The sequence below is a fragment of the Mycobacterium sp. NGS54 genome (assembly GCF_059812465.1).
In genome coordinates this window covers 141110-155828 of the sequence record NZ_JCALCS010000010.1, presented here as the reverse complement: position 1 = coordinate 155828, position 14719 = coordinate 141110, and the positions used below count along the sequence as shown (strand labels likewise).

14 protein-coding genes are annotated in these 14719 nt (G+C 69.1%); 5 read left to right on the top strand and 9 right to left on the bottom strand.

What is annotated here, in order from left to right; translation table 11 throughout:
• Nucleotides 1-17 precede the first annotated feature (17 nt).
• The 4 genes from AC5Y5E_RS28770 to AC5Y5E_RS28755 are packed head-to-tail and all read left to right on the top strand — an operon-like array spanning nucleotide 18 to nucleotide 4725.
• A complete protein-coding gene (locus AC5Y5E_RS28770) occupies nucleotides 18-2996 on the top strand; it encodes a bifunctional [glutamine synthetase] adenylyltransferase/[glutamine synthetase]-adenylyl-L-tyrosine phosphorylase (RefSeq protein ID WP_499907134.1) in 2979 nt (992 codons plus the stop codon).
• Nucleotides 2993-3640, top strand: coding sequence for a PaaI family thioesterase (locus AC5Y5E_RS28765; RefSeq protein ID WP_499907132.1), 648 nt, complete (start codon nucleotides 2993-2995; stop codon nucleotides 3638-3640). Before AC5Y5E_RS28770 ends, AC5Y5E_RS28765 begins: the two co-directional genes overlap by 4 nt.
• On the top strand, nucleotides 3637-4497 hold the full coding sequence (locus tag AC5Y5E_RS28760) for a TIGR03619 family F420-dependent LLM class oxidoreductase (RefSeq protein WP_499907130.1): 861 nt from the start codon (nucleotides 3637-3639) through the stop codon (nucleotides 4495-4497). Before AC5Y5E_RS28765 ends, AC5Y5E_RS28760 begins: the two co-directional genes overlap by 4 nt.
• Nucleotides 4498-4506: 9 nt before the next feature.
• On the top strand, nucleotides 4507-4725 hold the full coding sequence (locus tag AC5Y5E_RS28755; protein WP_066937719.1) for a hypothetical protein: 219 nt from the start codon (nucleotides 4507-4509) through the stop codon (nucleotides 4723-4725).
• A gap of 100 nt (nucleotides 4726-4825) precedes the next feature.
• On the opposite strand, the gene glnA is transcribed toward AC5Y5E_RS28755, so the two are convergent.
• Nucleotides 4826-6262 (bottom strand): type I glutamate--ammonia ligase, encoded by a 1437-nt coding sequence (gene glnA / locus AC5Y5E_RS28750; RefSeq protein WP_499907128.1) that lies wholly within the window; start codon nucleotides 6260-6262, stop codon nucleotides 4826-4828.
• Nucleotides 6263-6523: 261 nt separating this feature from the next.
• Here glnA and AC5Y5E_RS28745 point away from each other — a divergent pair, with 261 nt between their 5' ends.
• The gene (locus AC5Y5E_RS28745; RefSeq protein WP_499907234.1) at nucleotides 6524-6943 is read left to right on the top strand and encodes an RDD family protein; all 420 of its coding nucleotides are present in this window, start codon (nucleotides 6524-6526) and stop codon (nucleotides 6941-6943) included.
• Between the two features lie 60 nt (nucleotides 6944-7003).
• On the opposite strand, the gene AC5Y5E_RS28740 is transcribed toward AC5Y5E_RS28745, so the two are convergent.
• The 8 genes from AC5Y5E_RS28740 to sucB all read right to left on the bottom strand — a co-directional run bounded on the left by AC5Y5E_RS28740 (nucleotide 7004) and on the right by sucB (nucleotide 14568).
• Entirely contained in the window at nucleotides 7004-7399 is a 396-nt protein-coding gene (locus AC5Y5E_RS28740) for a hypothetical protein (protein ID WP_499907126.1), read from the bottom strand.
• On the bottom strand, nucleotides 7399-8067 hold the full coding sequence (locus AC5Y5E_RS28735) for a nucleotidyltransferase domain-containing protein (RefSeq protein ID WP_499907124.1): 669 nt from the start codon (nucleotides 8065-8067) through the stop codon (nucleotides 7399-7401). Before AC5Y5E_RS28735 ends, AC5Y5E_RS28740 begins: the two co-directional genes overlap by 1 nt.
• A 279-nt stretch (nucleotides 8068-8346) precedes the next feature.
• Nucleotides 8347-9099 carry a DUF4191 domain-containing protein gene (locus AC5Y5E_RS28730; protein WP_499907122.1) on the bottom strand — a complete coding sequence of 251 codons (753 nt, stop codon included), beginning with the start codon at nucleotides 9097-9099 and terminating at the stop codon, nucleotides 8347-8349.
• Nucleotides 9100-9129: 30 nt separating this feature from the next.
• A complete protein-coding gene (lipA, locus tag AC5Y5E_RS28725; RefSeq protein ID WP_499907120.1) occupies nucleotides 9130-10062 on the bottom strand; it encodes a lipoyl synthase in 933 nt (310 codons plus the stop codon).
• Nucleotides 10059-10757: a lipoyl(octanoyl) transferase LipB gene (lipB, locus tag AC5Y5E_RS28720; protein WP_499907118.1), complete on the bottom strand. Its 699-nt coding sequence runs from the start codon at nucleotides 10755-10757 to the stop codon at nucleotides 10059-10061. Before lipB ends, lipA begins: the two co-directional genes overlap by 4 nt.
• Nucleotides 10758-10838: 81 nt before the next feature.
• Complete coding sequence (locus tag AC5Y5E_RS28715; protein WP_499907116.1) at nucleotides 10839-11708, bottom strand: endonuclease domain-containing protein; 870 nt, start codon at nucleotides 11706-11708, stop codon at nucleotides 10839-10841.
• A 162-nt stretch (nucleotides 11709-11870) separates the two neighbouring features.
• Nucleotides 11871-12782 (bottom strand): TIGR01777 family oxidoreductase, encoded by a 912-nt coding sequence (locus tag AC5Y5E_RS28710; protein WP_499907115.1) that lies wholly within the window; start codon nucleotides 12780-12782, stop codon nucleotides 11871-11873.
• 4 nt (nucleotides 12783-12786) lie between these two features.
• Entirely contained in the window at nucleotides 12787-14568 is a 1782-nt protein-coding gene (gene sucB / locus AC5Y5E_RS28705) for a 2-oxoglutarate dehydrogenase, E2 component, dihydrolipoamide succinyltransferase (RefSeq protein ID WP_499907232.1), read from the bottom strand.
• Nucleotides 14569-14719 lie beyond the last annotated feature (151 nt).

Here is a 14719-nt window from a genome sequence, read left to right as displayed (position 1 = left end):
TGCGCTACGGTCGTGGCGTGACCAAACCCGCGACCGAGCGCCCCCGCCTGCCCAGCGTGGGCCGGCTCGGGTTGGTCGACCCTCCCGCGGGTGACCGTCTGGCGCAGCTGGGTTGGTACGCGCGCGACGACCAGAACTACATCGACCGGTTGTGGGCGTTGTCGCGCGCGCCCGACCCCGACGCCGCGCTGCGGGTGCTGGTCCGGCTCTGGGAGAACCCGGACAGCGACTGGGACGAACTGAGCGCCGCGCTGCTCACCGAACGCGGGCTGCGGGGCCGGCTGTTCGGGGTGCTGGGCTCGTCGCTGGCCTTGGGCGATCACCTGGCCGCCAACCCGCGGTCCTGGAAGCTGTTGCGGGGCAAGGCACACCTGCCCTCGCGCGACGAACTGCTCAAGACGTTCATCGAGTGCTGCGACGAGGCGCTGGGCGCCCCCGGCTCGGCCCTGGAGCGTCTGCGCATCCTGTACCGCGACCAGCTGCTGGTGCTGGCGGCGCTGGACGTGGCCGCCACGGTCGAGGACGAGCCGGTCCTGCCGTTCACCGTGGTGAGCGCCCAGCTGTCGGACCTGGCGGACGCGGCGCTGGCGGCCGCGCTGCGAGTCGCCGAGGTCAGCGTGTGCGGCGAGCGGACGCCGCCGCGGCTGGCGGTCATCGCGATGGGCAAATGCGGTGCCCGCGAACTGAACTACGTCAGCGACGTCGACGTCATCTTCGTCGCCGAGCGCGCCGACGCGCAGAGCGCCCGCGTGGCCGGCGAGATGATGAAGGTGGCCTCGGAGGCCTTCTTCCAGGTCGACGCCGGGCTGCGTCCGGAGGGTCGCAGCGGCGAGCTGGTCCGCACCGTCGAATCGCACGTCGCCTACTACCAGCGCTGGGCAAAGACGTGGGAGTTCCAGGCACTGCTGAAAGCCCGGGCGGCCGTCGGCGACGCCGAACTCGGCGAGCGCTACCTGGCCGCGTTGTTGCCGATGGTCTGGGTCGCCTGCGAGCGGGAGGATTTCGTCGTCGAGGTCCAGGCCATGCGCCGGCGGGTCGAGCGGCTGGTGCCCGCCGAGGTCCGCGGCCGCGAGCTCAAGCTCGGCAGCGGCGGTCTGCGGGACGTGGAGTTCGCGGTGCAGCTGCTGCAGCTGGTGCACGGCCGCAGCGACGACTCACTGCACGTGGCCTCCACGGTGGACGCGCTCGACGCGCTGGGCCAGGGCGGCTACATCGGACGCGAGGACGCGGCGAACCTGACCGCGTCCTACGAGTTCCTCCGGCTGCTCGAGCACCGGTTGCAGCTGCAACGGCTCAAGCGCACCCATCTGCTGCCGGCGCCCGACGACGAGGAGGCGGTGCGCTGGCTGGCGCGCGCCGCGCACATCCGGCCCGACGGCCGCCACGACGCGGCCGGGGTGCTGCGCGAGGAGCTCCGGCACCAGAACGTGCGGGTGTCGGGGTTGCACGCCAAGCTCTTCTATCAGCCGCTGTTGGAATCGATCGGGCCGGCCGGCCTGGAGATCGCGCACGGCATCACCTCCGAGGGGGCCGAGCGGCAGCTGGCGGCGCTGGGCTACGAGGGGCCGCAGACCGCGTTGAAGCACATGTCGGCGCTGGTCAACCAGAGCGGGCGACGCGGCCGGGTGCAGTCGGTGCTGCTGCCCCGGCTGTTGAACTGGATGTCCTACGCGCCCGACCCCGACGGCGGGCTGCTGGCCTACCGGCGCCTGTCCGAGGCGCTGGGCGGGGAGAACTGGTACCTGTCCACGCTGCGCGACAAGCCCGCGGTGGCCAGGCGGCTGATGCACGTGCTGGGAACCTCCGCCTACGTGCCGGACCTGCTGATGCGCGCGCCCCGGGTGATTCAGGATTACGGCGACGGCCCGGGCGGCCCCAAGCTGCTCGAAACCGACCCCGCCACGGTGGCCCGGGCGCTGATCGCGTCGGCGAGCCGTCACGCCGACCCGGTCCGGGCGATCGCCGCCGCCCGCACGCTGCGGCGCCGCGAGCTGGCCCGCATCGGTTCGGCCGACCTGCTCGGTTTCCTCGAGGTCACCGACGTTTGCAAGGCGCTCACCTCGGTGTGGGTGGCTGTGCTGCAGGCCGCCCTGGACGCGATGATCCGGGCCAATCTCCCCGAGGACGGCAGGGCTCCCGCGGCGATCGCGGTCATCGGCATGGGCCGGCTGGGCGGCGCCGAGCTGGGCTACGGCTCCGACGCCGACGTGATGTTCGTCTGCGAGCCGGCCACCGGCGTCGACGACTCGCGGGCGGTGCGCTGGTCGACGACGATCGCCGAGCAGGTGCGGGCGCTGCTGGGCACGCCCAGCGTCGACCCGCCGCTTGAGGTCGACGCGAACCTGCGGCCCGAGGGCCGCAGCGGCCCCCTGGTGCGCACGTTGAGTTCCTACACCGCCTATTACTCCCAGTGGGCGCAGCCGTGGGAGATCCAGGCGCTGCTGCGCGCGCACGCGGTCGCCGGCGACGCCGAGCTGGGCCAGCGGTTCTTGGTGATGGCCGACCAGACGCGCTACCCGCCCGACGGCGTGTCGGCGGAGGCGGTGCGCGAAATCCGCCGCATCAAGGCCCGCGTCGAGTCCGAGCGGTTGCCGCGGGGGGCGGACCCCAACACCCACACCAAGCTGGGCCGCGGGGGATTGGCCGACATCGAATGGACCGTGCAGCTGATGCAGCTGCGCCACGCCCACCGGGTCCCCGCCCTGCACAACACCTCGACGCTGGAATCCCTGGACGCCATCGCCGCGGCCGACCTGGTGCCCGCCGACGACGTGGACCTGCTGCGGCAGGCCTGGCTGACGGCCACGCGGGCCCGCAACGCGCTGGTGCTGGTGCGCGGCAAGCCCACCGACCAGCTGCCGGGGCCGGGGCGCCAGCTCAAGGCGGTCGCCGTTGCCGCGGGCTGGTCATCCGACGACGGCGGCGAGTTCCTGGACAATTATCTGCGAGTGACGCGCCGGGCAAAAGCGGTGGTGCGCAAGGTGTTTGGAAGTTGAGTCAGGAGGCCGGCGCGTTGGACGCCACATTCGAGGTGCTCAGCGCGGCGGAAGCCCAACGCGTGACGGCCCTGTACACCCCGCTGGCCGATGCGGTCCGGGAACTCATCGACGCCACGATCCGGACCGAGGCCGACGACGCCGTCGTCGCCGACGCGCGAGCCGCGATCGAGGCGGTCACCGAGTCGCTGCGGCAACGGACCCGGCCGATGGGGGTGACCTACCGCGTCGACGGCGGCCGCCCGCTGACGCTGGGAAACGCCGCGATCGGGCTGGGCAACCCGATCGCGCCACCCGTGATCGTCCACCACGACGGCGGTGGCCGGTGCTGGAGCGAGTTCGTCCTCGGGACGGCGTACGAGGGCCCGCCCAAGCTGGTGCATGGCGGGGTGAGCGCCCTGGTGCTCGACCACATGCTCGGCGAGGCGGCCAGCGAGGGGCTGTCCAAGCCGCGGTTCACCGGGACCATCACCGTGAAGTACCTGCGCGGCACCCCGCTGGGCCCGCTGCGCTCCGAGGCGTGGATCGACCACAAGGAGGGCGTCAAAGTCTTTGCGCGCGGCACCATTTCGGACGCGCACGGGGTCACCGTTGAGGCCGACGGCATCTTCATCGAGCCGTCGTGGGCGAGGGAAGCCGAATGAAGTTCTACGTCAGCAGCGCCTTCTTGAACACCCGCGAGATCGTCGAGATCGCCAAGGCGGCCGACGAACTCGGCTACGACGGGATCGGGATCCCCGATCACGTCGTCAACCTGGAGACCCTGGAGACCCCGTACCCGTACACCAGGGACGGCCAACGGCGCTGGCAGCCCTTCACCGATTGGCCCGACCCCTGGGTGCTCGTCGGCGCGCTGGCCCAGGTCACCACCCGGCTGCGGTTCGTCACCACCGTCTACATTCCCGCCATGCGCAACCCGTATTCGGCGGCGAAAGCCATTGGCACAGTGGCGGTTTTGGCGTCCGGCCGGGTGGAGCTCGGCATCGGTGTCGGCTGGTGCCGCGAGGAATTCGCGTTGATGGGCGAGCAGTTCGAGGCCCGCGGCAAACGCACCGACGAGATCATCGACCTGATGCGGGCGCTGTGGCGGCCGGGCTGGACCGAGTTCGACGGCGCGTTCTACCGCACGCCGCGACTGGAAATGGAGCCGACGCCGCCACCGATACCCGTGTATGTCGGCGGCCTCAGCGACATCGCGCTGCGCCGCGCCGCCCGCAACGACGGCTGGATCGGCGACCTGATCAAGACCGATCGGGCCATCGAGGCGGTGGGCCGGCTGCGCGAACTGCGGGCCGAACTCGGCTTGTCCATGGACGATTTCACCATCTTGACGCCGCTGACCGACTCCTTCACCACCGCCGACTACCAGCGCGCCGCCGACGCCGGCATCACCGGCATCATCACCATGCCGTGGATGTTCTACGCGGGCCCGGACGCCACGCTGGACGACAAGATCGACGGCATGCAGCGCTTCCGCAAGGACCTGTCGCTCGACGGCTAGAATTTAGCGGTGGCTTTCACGGTCGTTTTCAGCAACGGTGAACCGCGGGATTACGGCGCCTTCGACAGCTACGAGGTCACCGACGCGGGGGTGTTGATCATCTCGATGCACCGCGAGGACGTCGAGCGGCATTACGTCGCGCCGGGGGGCTGGCTGGAGGTCGTCGAGATGGCCGAGGGCCAGCCCGTCCGGATGACGCGCGGGATCCTGGGCCGCCGCCCCGGTTGACCCTGCGGCAGAGACACTTTCATCGCCGAGCAGACGCAGAATCGCACCGAAGCGCGGCGCTGAGGGCGATTCTGCGTCTGCTCGCGACGATCAGACGGGCTTAAACGTCGAAGTAGAGCGAGAACTCGTACGGGTGCGGCCGGATCTGGACCGGCAGGATCTCGTACTCGCGCTTGAAGTTGATCCACGTCTCGATCAGGTCCGGCGTGAAAACGCCGCCCTCGGTGAGGTATTCGTGGTCGGCCTCGAGCCGGTCGATCACCGCGGACAGCTGGGTGGGCGCCTGCGGGATGTTGGCGGCCTCCTCGGGCGGCAGCTCGTAGAGGTCCTTGTCGACCGGCGCCTGCGGCTCGATCTTGTTCTTGATGCCGTCCAGGCCGGCCATCAGCATGGCCGAGAACGCCAGGTACGGGTTGCCCGACGAGTCGGGGCAACGGAACTCGAGCCGCTTGGCCTTCGGGTTGCTGCCGGTGATCGGGATGCGCACGCACGCCGAGCGGTTGCGCTGGCTGTACACCAGGTTGATCGGCGCCTCGAAGCCGGGAACCAGGCGCTTGTAGGAGTTCACCGTCGGGTTGGTGAACGCCAGCAGCGACGGCGCGTGGTGCAGCAGGCCGCCGATGTAGTGGCGCGCGGTGTCCGACAGACCGGCGTAGCCCGTCTCGTCGTACATCAGCGGGCTGCCGTCCTTCCACAGCGACTGGTGGGTGTGCATCCCGGACCCGTTGTCGCCGAACAGCGGCTTGGGCATGAAGGTGACGGTCTTGCCCGCCTGCCACGCGGTGTTCTTGACGATGTACTTGTACAGCTGCATGTCGTCGGCCGCGTGCAGCAGCGTGTTGAACTTGTAGTTGATCTCGGCCTGGCCGCCGCTGCCGACCTCGTGGTGGCCCTTCTCGAGGCTGAAGCCCGATTTGATGAGGTTCGACAGCATGTCAGCGCGCAGGTCGACGTAGTGGTCGACTGGAGCGACGGGGAAATACCCACCCTTGGGGCGGACCTTGTAGCCGCGGTTGGGGCTGCCGTCGCTCTCGTTGGGCTCACCGGTGTTCCACCAGCCGGAGATCGCGTCCACCTCGTAGAAGGAGCCGTTGGTGCGTGAGTCGAAGCTGACCGAGTCGAAGATGTAGAACTCGGCCTCGGCGCCGAAATACGCGGTGTCGGCGACCCCGGTGCTGATCAGATAGTTCTCCGCCTTGCGCGCGATGTTGCGCGGGTCGCGCGAGTAGGGCTCGAGGGTGAACGGGTCGTGCACGAAGAAGTTCAGGTTCAGCGTCTTGTGCTCGGTGAACAGGTCGATCTGGGCCGTCGCGGGGTCGGGCAGGAGCAACATGTCGGACTCGTGGATCGACTGGAACCCGCGAATCGAGGAGCCGTCGAAGGCCAAGCCGTCCTCGAACACGCTCTCGTCGAAGAACGAAATCGGAATCGTGAAGTGCTGCATGATGCCTGGCAAGTCACAGAACCGGACATCGACAAACTCGACGTTCTCGTCCTTGGCGAGTTTGAAGACGTCGTCGGGCGTCATTTCCGTCACAGAATTGCTCCTTTACTTGGTGATCCGCGGCCTGACGCTATGGAGCTTGTGTTGCCCGTCAGTCAACCCGATGTTGCGCAGAGGTTACGTGACCATGCTTCCCCGCACCAGAATCCGGGTCGCTGGAGGGTTCTATTGTGGGGCCATGGACGGCAGCATCGTATCTGGTCCGCAACACGGGCACACCGCCGCATCCCGCCCGGGTTTCGGGCTCGCGGGGGAGTCCGGCCGGGCCGCCGGAAGCCGTCCGTGACCGACGGTTTGCCGGGATCGCGATCGGCCTATCCGGGCGAGAGCCTCGGCCTGCCACAGGGCGGGCCGGGATCGCTGGCGCCGATGGGTCGACGGCTGGTCGCGTTGATGATCGACTGGCTGATCTCCTACGGGCTGGGCGCGCTGGCCATGGCGTTCGGCCTGTTCTCCCAGCGGACGCTGGCGACCGCGGTGTTGGTGATCTGGTTCGTGCTCGGGGTGGTGGCGGTGCGGCTGTTCAGCTTCACGCCCGGGCAGTTGGCCCTGGGTCTGCAGGTGGCGTCGGTGGACGGGCGGGTGCCGGTCGGGCTCGGCCGGCTGGCGGCGCGCGGGCTGCTCATCGCGACGGTCATCCCGGCGTTGTTCACCGACTCCGACGGCCGGGGCCTGCACGATCGGATCACCGGGACGGCCGTGCTGCGGCGTTAGATCCGGACTTTCGTCACTCGTATTGATCTGCGGCAAAACGGTGTCGACGAGCTTTGCCGGTCACGTGTTCTGGCTTGCTGACGCGACAGCCCGTTTGGCCGCCTCGACCAAATGGGAAGCGGCGCGGTTCATCTTCTTGCATTCGGCGGTGGATAGAGCCTGGAGGGTGTAGGCCGCCTTATTTTTCAAGCCAAGCAGGGTGCTCAGGTGTTTTTCGGATCCCCTGTCGGCCGTTTTCAGCAGAGCGACGGCATCGCTGTGGATCCCGCTTGACGAGTGCATGCCGAGCCGGACACAGCAGATGACGTCGGAAGCCGCGATACCGGCGTCCACGAACAGATCACCAGCGGCGTTGGGCACCGTGTCTTCCACATGCACAGCGGCGTCGAAGAACTCAACGGCCTTGGACAGGCGGCCCGCGGTGACAGCGGAGTTGCACTCACGCGTACCCGCCATCAGGACCTCCTCGTCGCCGCAGCCTGGTCTATCGGACGCAGCTGCTTGTTGAGCCATGCCCGTGTACCGGCGACGGTCAGGCCTTGGCTGGCCACGTCGCTCAGCAGCGGCTCACCGGCCGCCGCCGCGGCGCGAAGCTCATCTTCGGCGTACTCGACGACGCGGCCGTCATTGCCGGTCCAAGCGGTCACCGACCGTGCGAGTTCAGCCACGCGTTGCGCCCACGCCTCCGGGTCGGCTGGGCTGCCAGCGTGTTCGGGATCGGAGCTGCGCACCAGGAACAGATCGATGTCGCTGCCAACAGTCATCCGGCCCGTCGCCGCTGAGCCGAACACGGCGGCGTACTTGAGCGCCTCGCCCCACCCGCCCAGGTGCGCTTCCAGGCGGTCCAGGAAAGTTGAGGTCAGCCGCGAAAGCGCCAGGATCGGCTCTGCTGCAAGATGTTCGGTGTTAAGTCGGTAGGTGTTGGTCTTACCGACCTGGTCATGGAGTACTACACCCTGTGCAGTGAGGCGGTTGAGGACTTTACGGATGCCCTCGCCTGACGCGGTGGTCAAGATGCGCCGGATCTGGGTGATCGTAAAGGTCACTTCGCTGGTCGCCAGAACGCCGAGCACGTCGCCGTCTAACGTCGGCGTCACCGTGGCGAACGGCCGGTTGAGCTGCATAGCGGACGCCTCGTTGTCTACAACTAAAGTGAGAGATCTACAACTAAAGTTAGAGTATCACAACTATAGTTGGGACCATATCGGGCTAAACACCCGGGTGGCGATCACCGCAGCAGGCGCCGCTATCGGGAAAGTTCGGTGTAGGTCGACCCGGTGGCAGGATTCGCCGTGCTCGCGGCGATGCGGTGCTGGCGTGCAGCCGTCGATCTCGAGCAGCCGTTCGGCTCCGGCGACGTTGAGAAGCCGGCTCCGCCGCGCTTGCGATCGGCGCTAGTGCCGTTACCGGCGGCGCACCGTGCGCTGCACGCCGCGCATCTTGCCGGCGTTGGGCAGCGGCCCCTTCGGCATCACGCCGGCGCCGGCGCGCGAGCCCAGCGCGGCCAGCCGCGACTCCAGCGTGTCGATCTGCTTGGCGGTGATGTTGGCCGGAAGCTTGGTGAGGTGGCGCTCCAGCTTGCCCAGCGGGACCTCGCCGTCGCCGTTGCCGACCACGATGTCGTAGATCGGCACGTCGCCGACCAGCCTGGCGGTGCGCTTCTTCTCCTGGGCCAGCAGCGGTTTGACGCGGACGGCCGATCCCTCGCCGACCAGGATCACGCCGGGCCGGCCGAGCACCCGGTGCACGGCGTCGAAGTGGCCGGTCGCGGCGACCCCGGGGGTCACCCGCCACTTGCCGCGCAGGTTGTCCAGCACCCACGCGGCCGCGCCGGTCTGGCCTTCGGCTTTGCTGTAGACCGCGCGCTGGGCGCGGCGGCTGAAGATGATGAACGCCACCAGGGCGCCCAACAGCACCCCGAACGGGATCATCGTGATCATTGTCAGCCCGCCGGCCCAGATGCCGACGGCCACCGCGGCGCCGACGATCAGCACAAAGGCGCCGATCATGTACGGCAGCAGGCGCTTGTCCTCCTTGCGCTGCATGTTGAACGCCTGCCACAGCTGGCCGCGGCGTTCCTTCGCGGCGGCCTTGCGGGCGGCGGTTGCCTGGGCCCGGGCGGCCTTGTTCTCGGCGGCGGTGCGGGGTTTAGCCATAATCAGCAAGGATACGTTCGGGCCGGTGATCTATGGTGCCGAGGCCCGGCCGCGAACGGCTTGGTCGTAGAGCCGTCCCGCCCGATAGGACGATCGCACCAGCGGCCCGGACAACACCCCCGCGAAGCCGAGGCCCTCGGCGTGCCGGGCGAACTCGTCGAATTCCTCGGGCGTGACCCAACGCTCGACGGGGTGGTGGCGCGACGTCGGGCGCAGGTATTGGGTGATGGTGACGATGTCGCAGCCGGCGTCGCGCAGGTCGGCCAGCGCGCTGCGCACCTCGTCGGCGGTTTCGCCCAGCCCGAGGATGAGGTTGCTCTTGGTGATCAGGCCGAAATCGCGGGCCGCGGTGAGCACGCCCAGGCTGCGCTCATAGGTGAAGGCGGGCCGGATCCGCTTGAAGATCCGCGGCACGGTTTCGACGTTGTGGGCCAACACTTCCGGTCGCGACTCGAAGACCTCCGCGAGCCGCGCCGGCTCGCCGTTGAAGTCGGGGATCAACAGCTCGACGCCGGTCGACGGGTTGAGCTCTTTGATGGCCCGGACCGTCTCCGCGTACAGCCAGGCACCGCCGTCGGGCAGGTCGTCGCGCGCGACGCCGGTGATGGTCGCGTAGCGCAGCCCCATCGCCTGCACGCTCTCGGCGACCCGGCGGGGCTCGTCGCGGTCCAGCTCGGCGGGCTTTCCGGTGTCGATCTGGCAGAAGTCGCAGCGCCGCGTGCACTGGTCCCCGCCGATCAGGAAGGTGGCTTCCCGGTCCTCCCAGCATTCGAAGATGTTGGGGCAGCCGGCCTCTTCGCACACCGTGTGCAGACCCTCGCGGCGGACCAGGCCCTTCAACTGGGTGTACTCCGGGCCCATCCGGGCCCTGACCTTGATCCACGGCGGCTTGCGCTCGATCGGGGTCTGCGCGTTGCGCACCTCCAGGCGCAGCAGCTTGCGGCCTTCGGGAGCGACAGTCACATCGTTGATGCTACGCGGGCCACCGGGTGGTCACGCACCGGAAGCGCGCCGTCCAGGGCGTCGCAGACGGCGACGGCGACGGCCGCCCGGACCTCGTCGACGGTGACCGTGCGCCGCAGCTCGGCGGACACCGACGTCACTCCAGCGTCGCTGATGCCGCACGGGACGATCGAGCTGTAGGCACCCAGATCGCAGTCGCAGTTCAGGGCGAACCCGTGCATCGTGGTCGCCCGGGACACCCGCACCCCGATGGCGGCGACCTTGCGCGCCGGCCGGCCGCCGCCGGCGGGCACCCAGACCCCGGACCTGCCGTCGACCCGGGTGGTGTCCAGGCCCAGGTCGCCGCACACCTTGATGAGCGATTCCTCAAGGCGCCGAACGTATTTGACGACATCGAGCGGCTCGGCCAGCCCGATGATCGGGTAACCGACCAATTGCCCGGGGCCGTGCCAGGTGATCTTTCCGCCGCGGTCGGTGTCGACCACCGGCGTCCCGTCCACCGGCCGCTCGTGTGGTTCCGTGCGCCGCCCGGCGGTGTAGACCGCGGGGTGCTCCAGCAGCAGCAGGGTGTCGGGCCCTCCGGCGACCCGGGCGTCGACCAGGTCGCGCTGCAGCTGCCAGGCGGTGCGGTATTCGACCGTCCCCAGCTGGCGGACGTCGATCGCGCTCACGCTCGACCGGATGGAATCGCTCACCCCGCCGACGCTACTCGGCCGACGCGCGCGTCCGTCACCCTGGCGTGACGCGCGGTGGCATACGTCACCCTGGCGTGACGCTCAACGCGCCGGGGCCAGCTGGGCATGGTGCGGCGCTCGTCGGGCCAACGCGGCCCGGACGCGCCGGATGATCTCCGTGGGCTGATCCCCGGCCGTCACTCGAATCACGATCCACTCGCGATGCTCGAGCATCTCCAGTCGCCGAATGTCCCATCTGTATTGGCGTCGGTCGCTGCGGTGTTGATCGCCGTCGTACTCGACTGCGACTTTGGGCTGCTCCCAGCCCATGTCGAGATAGGCGAAGACGTCACCGACCTCGTCAAGGACAGGAATCTGCGTCCGGGGCCGAGGCAACCCAGCGTCAATGAGCAGCAGTCGAAGCCACGTCTCCTTGGGCGACTGCGCGCCCCGATCCATCAGGTCGAGCGCCGTCTGCGCTCGGCGAATACCGCGCCGCCCTCGATAGCGTCGCACCAGCATGGCTGCGTCCGTCGCCTTCAATTCGGTGGCCTGAGTCAGAGCATCGATCGCCGCGACCGCGTCAGCCGTTGGATACCAGCAAGCCAGGTCGAGCGCCGTGCGGGCGGGTGTGGTGACCGGAATGCCTTCTACCAGCTGGAACTCGTCATCTTCGACGCGAATGCTTCGAATCCGAAGGCCCGGAACGGGGTTTCGGTTGGTGTGGATGATTTCCAGCGGCGCGCCGATATCAATCCACTTGGCGCCGTGCAGCGCCGAGGCCGACAACCCCGCGATGATTCCACGACGCCCAGACCAAAGCCACCCTGCCCGCGCGCGCACCCGCGCCGTCGGTTGGGCGCCACGGCTGACGTACACACCAGGGAACAGCTTGGTGTACTTCGTCCGCAAAGCGCTCTTGACCACCTCACCTGTTGCGATCGCTTCACTGCCGATGAATGGCTCCGCCACGCGCGAAGTGTGGCACCTAGCAAGTGCGGCATCACGTCACCGTGACGTCGGCTGTGGGTAACTTCAGCGGCACTTTGCGCATCGTCACTCTTGCGTGACGCTCGGCGCGGTGTGTCACTCTGGCATGACACTCACCGATAGGTGAGCCGCGAAAAAGGGCGGCTAATCGTGGTCGCGGCGGGCGGTCGCGTAGGCGAGCGCCTCGCCAATGGTGTTGTGGTGGAACTCGAAACCGGCGCGTTCCAGCGCGGACGGGATGGCGCGCTGACCGATGAGCAACCCCTCGTCGGCGAACTCCCCAAGCGCCGCCCGCACCGCGAAACCGGGCATCATCAACGGGGTCGGGCGATTGAGCGCACGTCCAAACGCAGTGGTGAACTCCGCATTGGTGACCGGCGCCGGCCCGGTCAGGTTCACCGGCCCCGACAGCGACGGGTGCGAGATGGCGAACAGCAGCGCCCGCACCTCGTCTTCCAGGGTGATCCACGACATGTATTGACGGCCGCTGCCCAGCCGGGCGCCGAGTCCCGCCGAGAACAGCGGCCGCAACCGGCGCAGCGCACCACCCGACCGGGACAGCACCAGGCCGGTCCGGGCCAGCACCACCCGGGTGCCGGCGTATTGGGCGGGCAGCGTGGCGGCTTCCCAGTCCTCGCACAGCTGCGCGAGGAAACCGCTTCCCGGCCGGGCGTTTTCGTCGACCACCCGGTCCCGGGTGTTGCCGTAGTAGCCGACCGCGCTGGCGTTGATCAGCGTTTCCACGCCGGCGTCGGCGACGGCGTTGGCCAGCACCTCGGTGGGGGCGATGCGGCTGTCGCGCAGGCTCTGCTTGAACGCGCCCGACCAACGACGCTGCCCGATGTTGACGCCGCACAGGTTGACGACGGCGTCGACGTCGACCAGCGCGTCGGCATCGAATTCGCCGCTCTCCGGATTCCAGTGCAGCTCTTCGGAATTCGCCGGCGTCCGGCGCACGATGCGCAGCACCGGGTGGTCGGCGGCGCGCAGGGCCGCCGCCAGGGCTGAACCGATCAGGCCGGAGGAACCCGCAATCGCGATGACCGGCTTGGGCACGTCGTCACAGCCCCAGGTCAGCCTCGAAGGCTCCCTCTTCGAGCCGGTTCTTGATCGTGGTGAGGAAACGTCCCGCGTCGGCGCCGTCGATCAGGCGATGGTCGTAGGTCAGCGGCAGATAGCAGATGGAGCGGACGCCGATCGACTCGTTGCCGAACTCGTCCACGATCACCCGCGGCCGCTTGACGATCGCGCCGGTGCCCAGCATGGCCGCCTGCGGCGGAACCAGGATCGGGGTGTCGAACAGGGCGCCCTGGCTGCCGATGTTGGTGATGGTGAACGTGCCGCCGGACAGCTCGTCGGGCTTCAGGTTGCCCGACCGGGCGCGCTCGGCGATGTCGGCGATCGCCCGGGCCAGCCCGGCCAGCGACAGGTCGCCGGCGTTGTGGACGACGGGGGAGAGCAGACCCTGGTCGGTGTCTACCGCGAAGCCGAGGTGCTCGGCGTCGTAGTAGGTGATTTCCTTGGTTTCCTCGTTGTAGCTGGCGTTGATGTTGGGGTGGATCTTTAAGGCGTCGATCACGGCGCGGGCGATGAACGGCAGGTAGGTCAGGTTGACGCCCTCGCGTTCGGCGAACGCGGACTTGGCCCGGGCCCGCAGCCCCACGATCTTGGTCATGTCGACCTCGTGGGTCTGGGTGAGCTGGGCCGTGGCCTGCAGCGACTCGCGCGTCTTGGCCGCGGTGAGCTGACGGATCCGGCTGGCTTTCTGGGTGGTGCCGCGCAGGTGGGCCAGCGCGGCCGCCGGGGTGGGGGCGGCTGCGGGCGCGGCCTTGCCGTCGGCGGCGGGCGCGGCGGCGGGTGCCGCGGCGGCTGCGGGTGCGGGGGCCTTCTTCGCCTCGTCCCTCTTCTGCGCGGCCGCGAGCACGTCCTGCTTGCGGATGCGACCGCCGACGCCGGTGCCGGCGACCTGCGCGAGGTCGATGTTGTTCTCGTTGGCCAGTTTTCGCACCAGCGGGGTCACGTAGGGCGCGCCGTCCGGGCTCGGGCCGCCGGCCGGCGCGGCGGCGGGAGCGGCCTGTGCCGGTGCGGGTTGCGGCGCCGGCGCCGGTTTCGCCGCCGCAGGCTCCGGCTTGGGTTCGGGTTTTGGCTCCGGCTTGGGTTCGGGTTTTGGTGCGGGCGGTGCCGGGGGAGCCGAGGGGGCGGGCGCGGCGGCGTCCGTTCCGGCACCGATCCGCGCCAGCTCGCCGCCGACCGGGACGGTCGCGTCCTCCTCGGCGGTGATGCTGAGCAGGACGCCGGCCACCGGCGACGGGATCTCGGTGTCCACCTTGTCGGTGGACACCTCCACCAGCGGCTCGTCGACCTGGACCGAATCGCCGACCTTCTTCAGCCAGCGGGTAACGGTGCCTTCGGCCACCGACTCGCCGAGTTCGGGCATCAGCACCGGCTTGGCGTCGCCGGAACCGCCGCCCGACGCCGCCGGCTGGGCCGGCGCCGCCGGCTCGGGCTCCGGCTCGGGCTGGGCCTGGGCCGGGGGTTCCGGCTCGGGTTCCGGTTGCGGCTCCGGCTGGCTGGGCGCCTGGGGCTGGGCCTGGGGTTGCTCACCCGCGTCGCCGATGACCGCCAGCTCGCCGCCGACCTCGACCGTGTCGTCCTCCTGGGCGACGATCTTGGTCAGCACACCGGCGGCCGGCGACGGGATTTCGGTGTCCACCTTGTCGGTCGACACCTCGACGAGCGGCTCGTCGAGTTCGACCGTGTCGCCTTCCTGCTTGAGCCAGCGGGTGACCGTCCCCTCGGTGACGCTTTCACCGAGTGCCGGCATCTGGACGGAGAAGGCCATCTCTTCTGACTCCTCGATCGTAGGTCGGGGCACGTCGAACTTGTCGCTTGGCAGAACCGAAGTCGCTATCAAAACTATCCTGTCACCGCGCATTCGTCGGCACACATCCAGGGCGGACAGCGCTCGGGTGCCAGGTCGGCGCCGGCCCGCT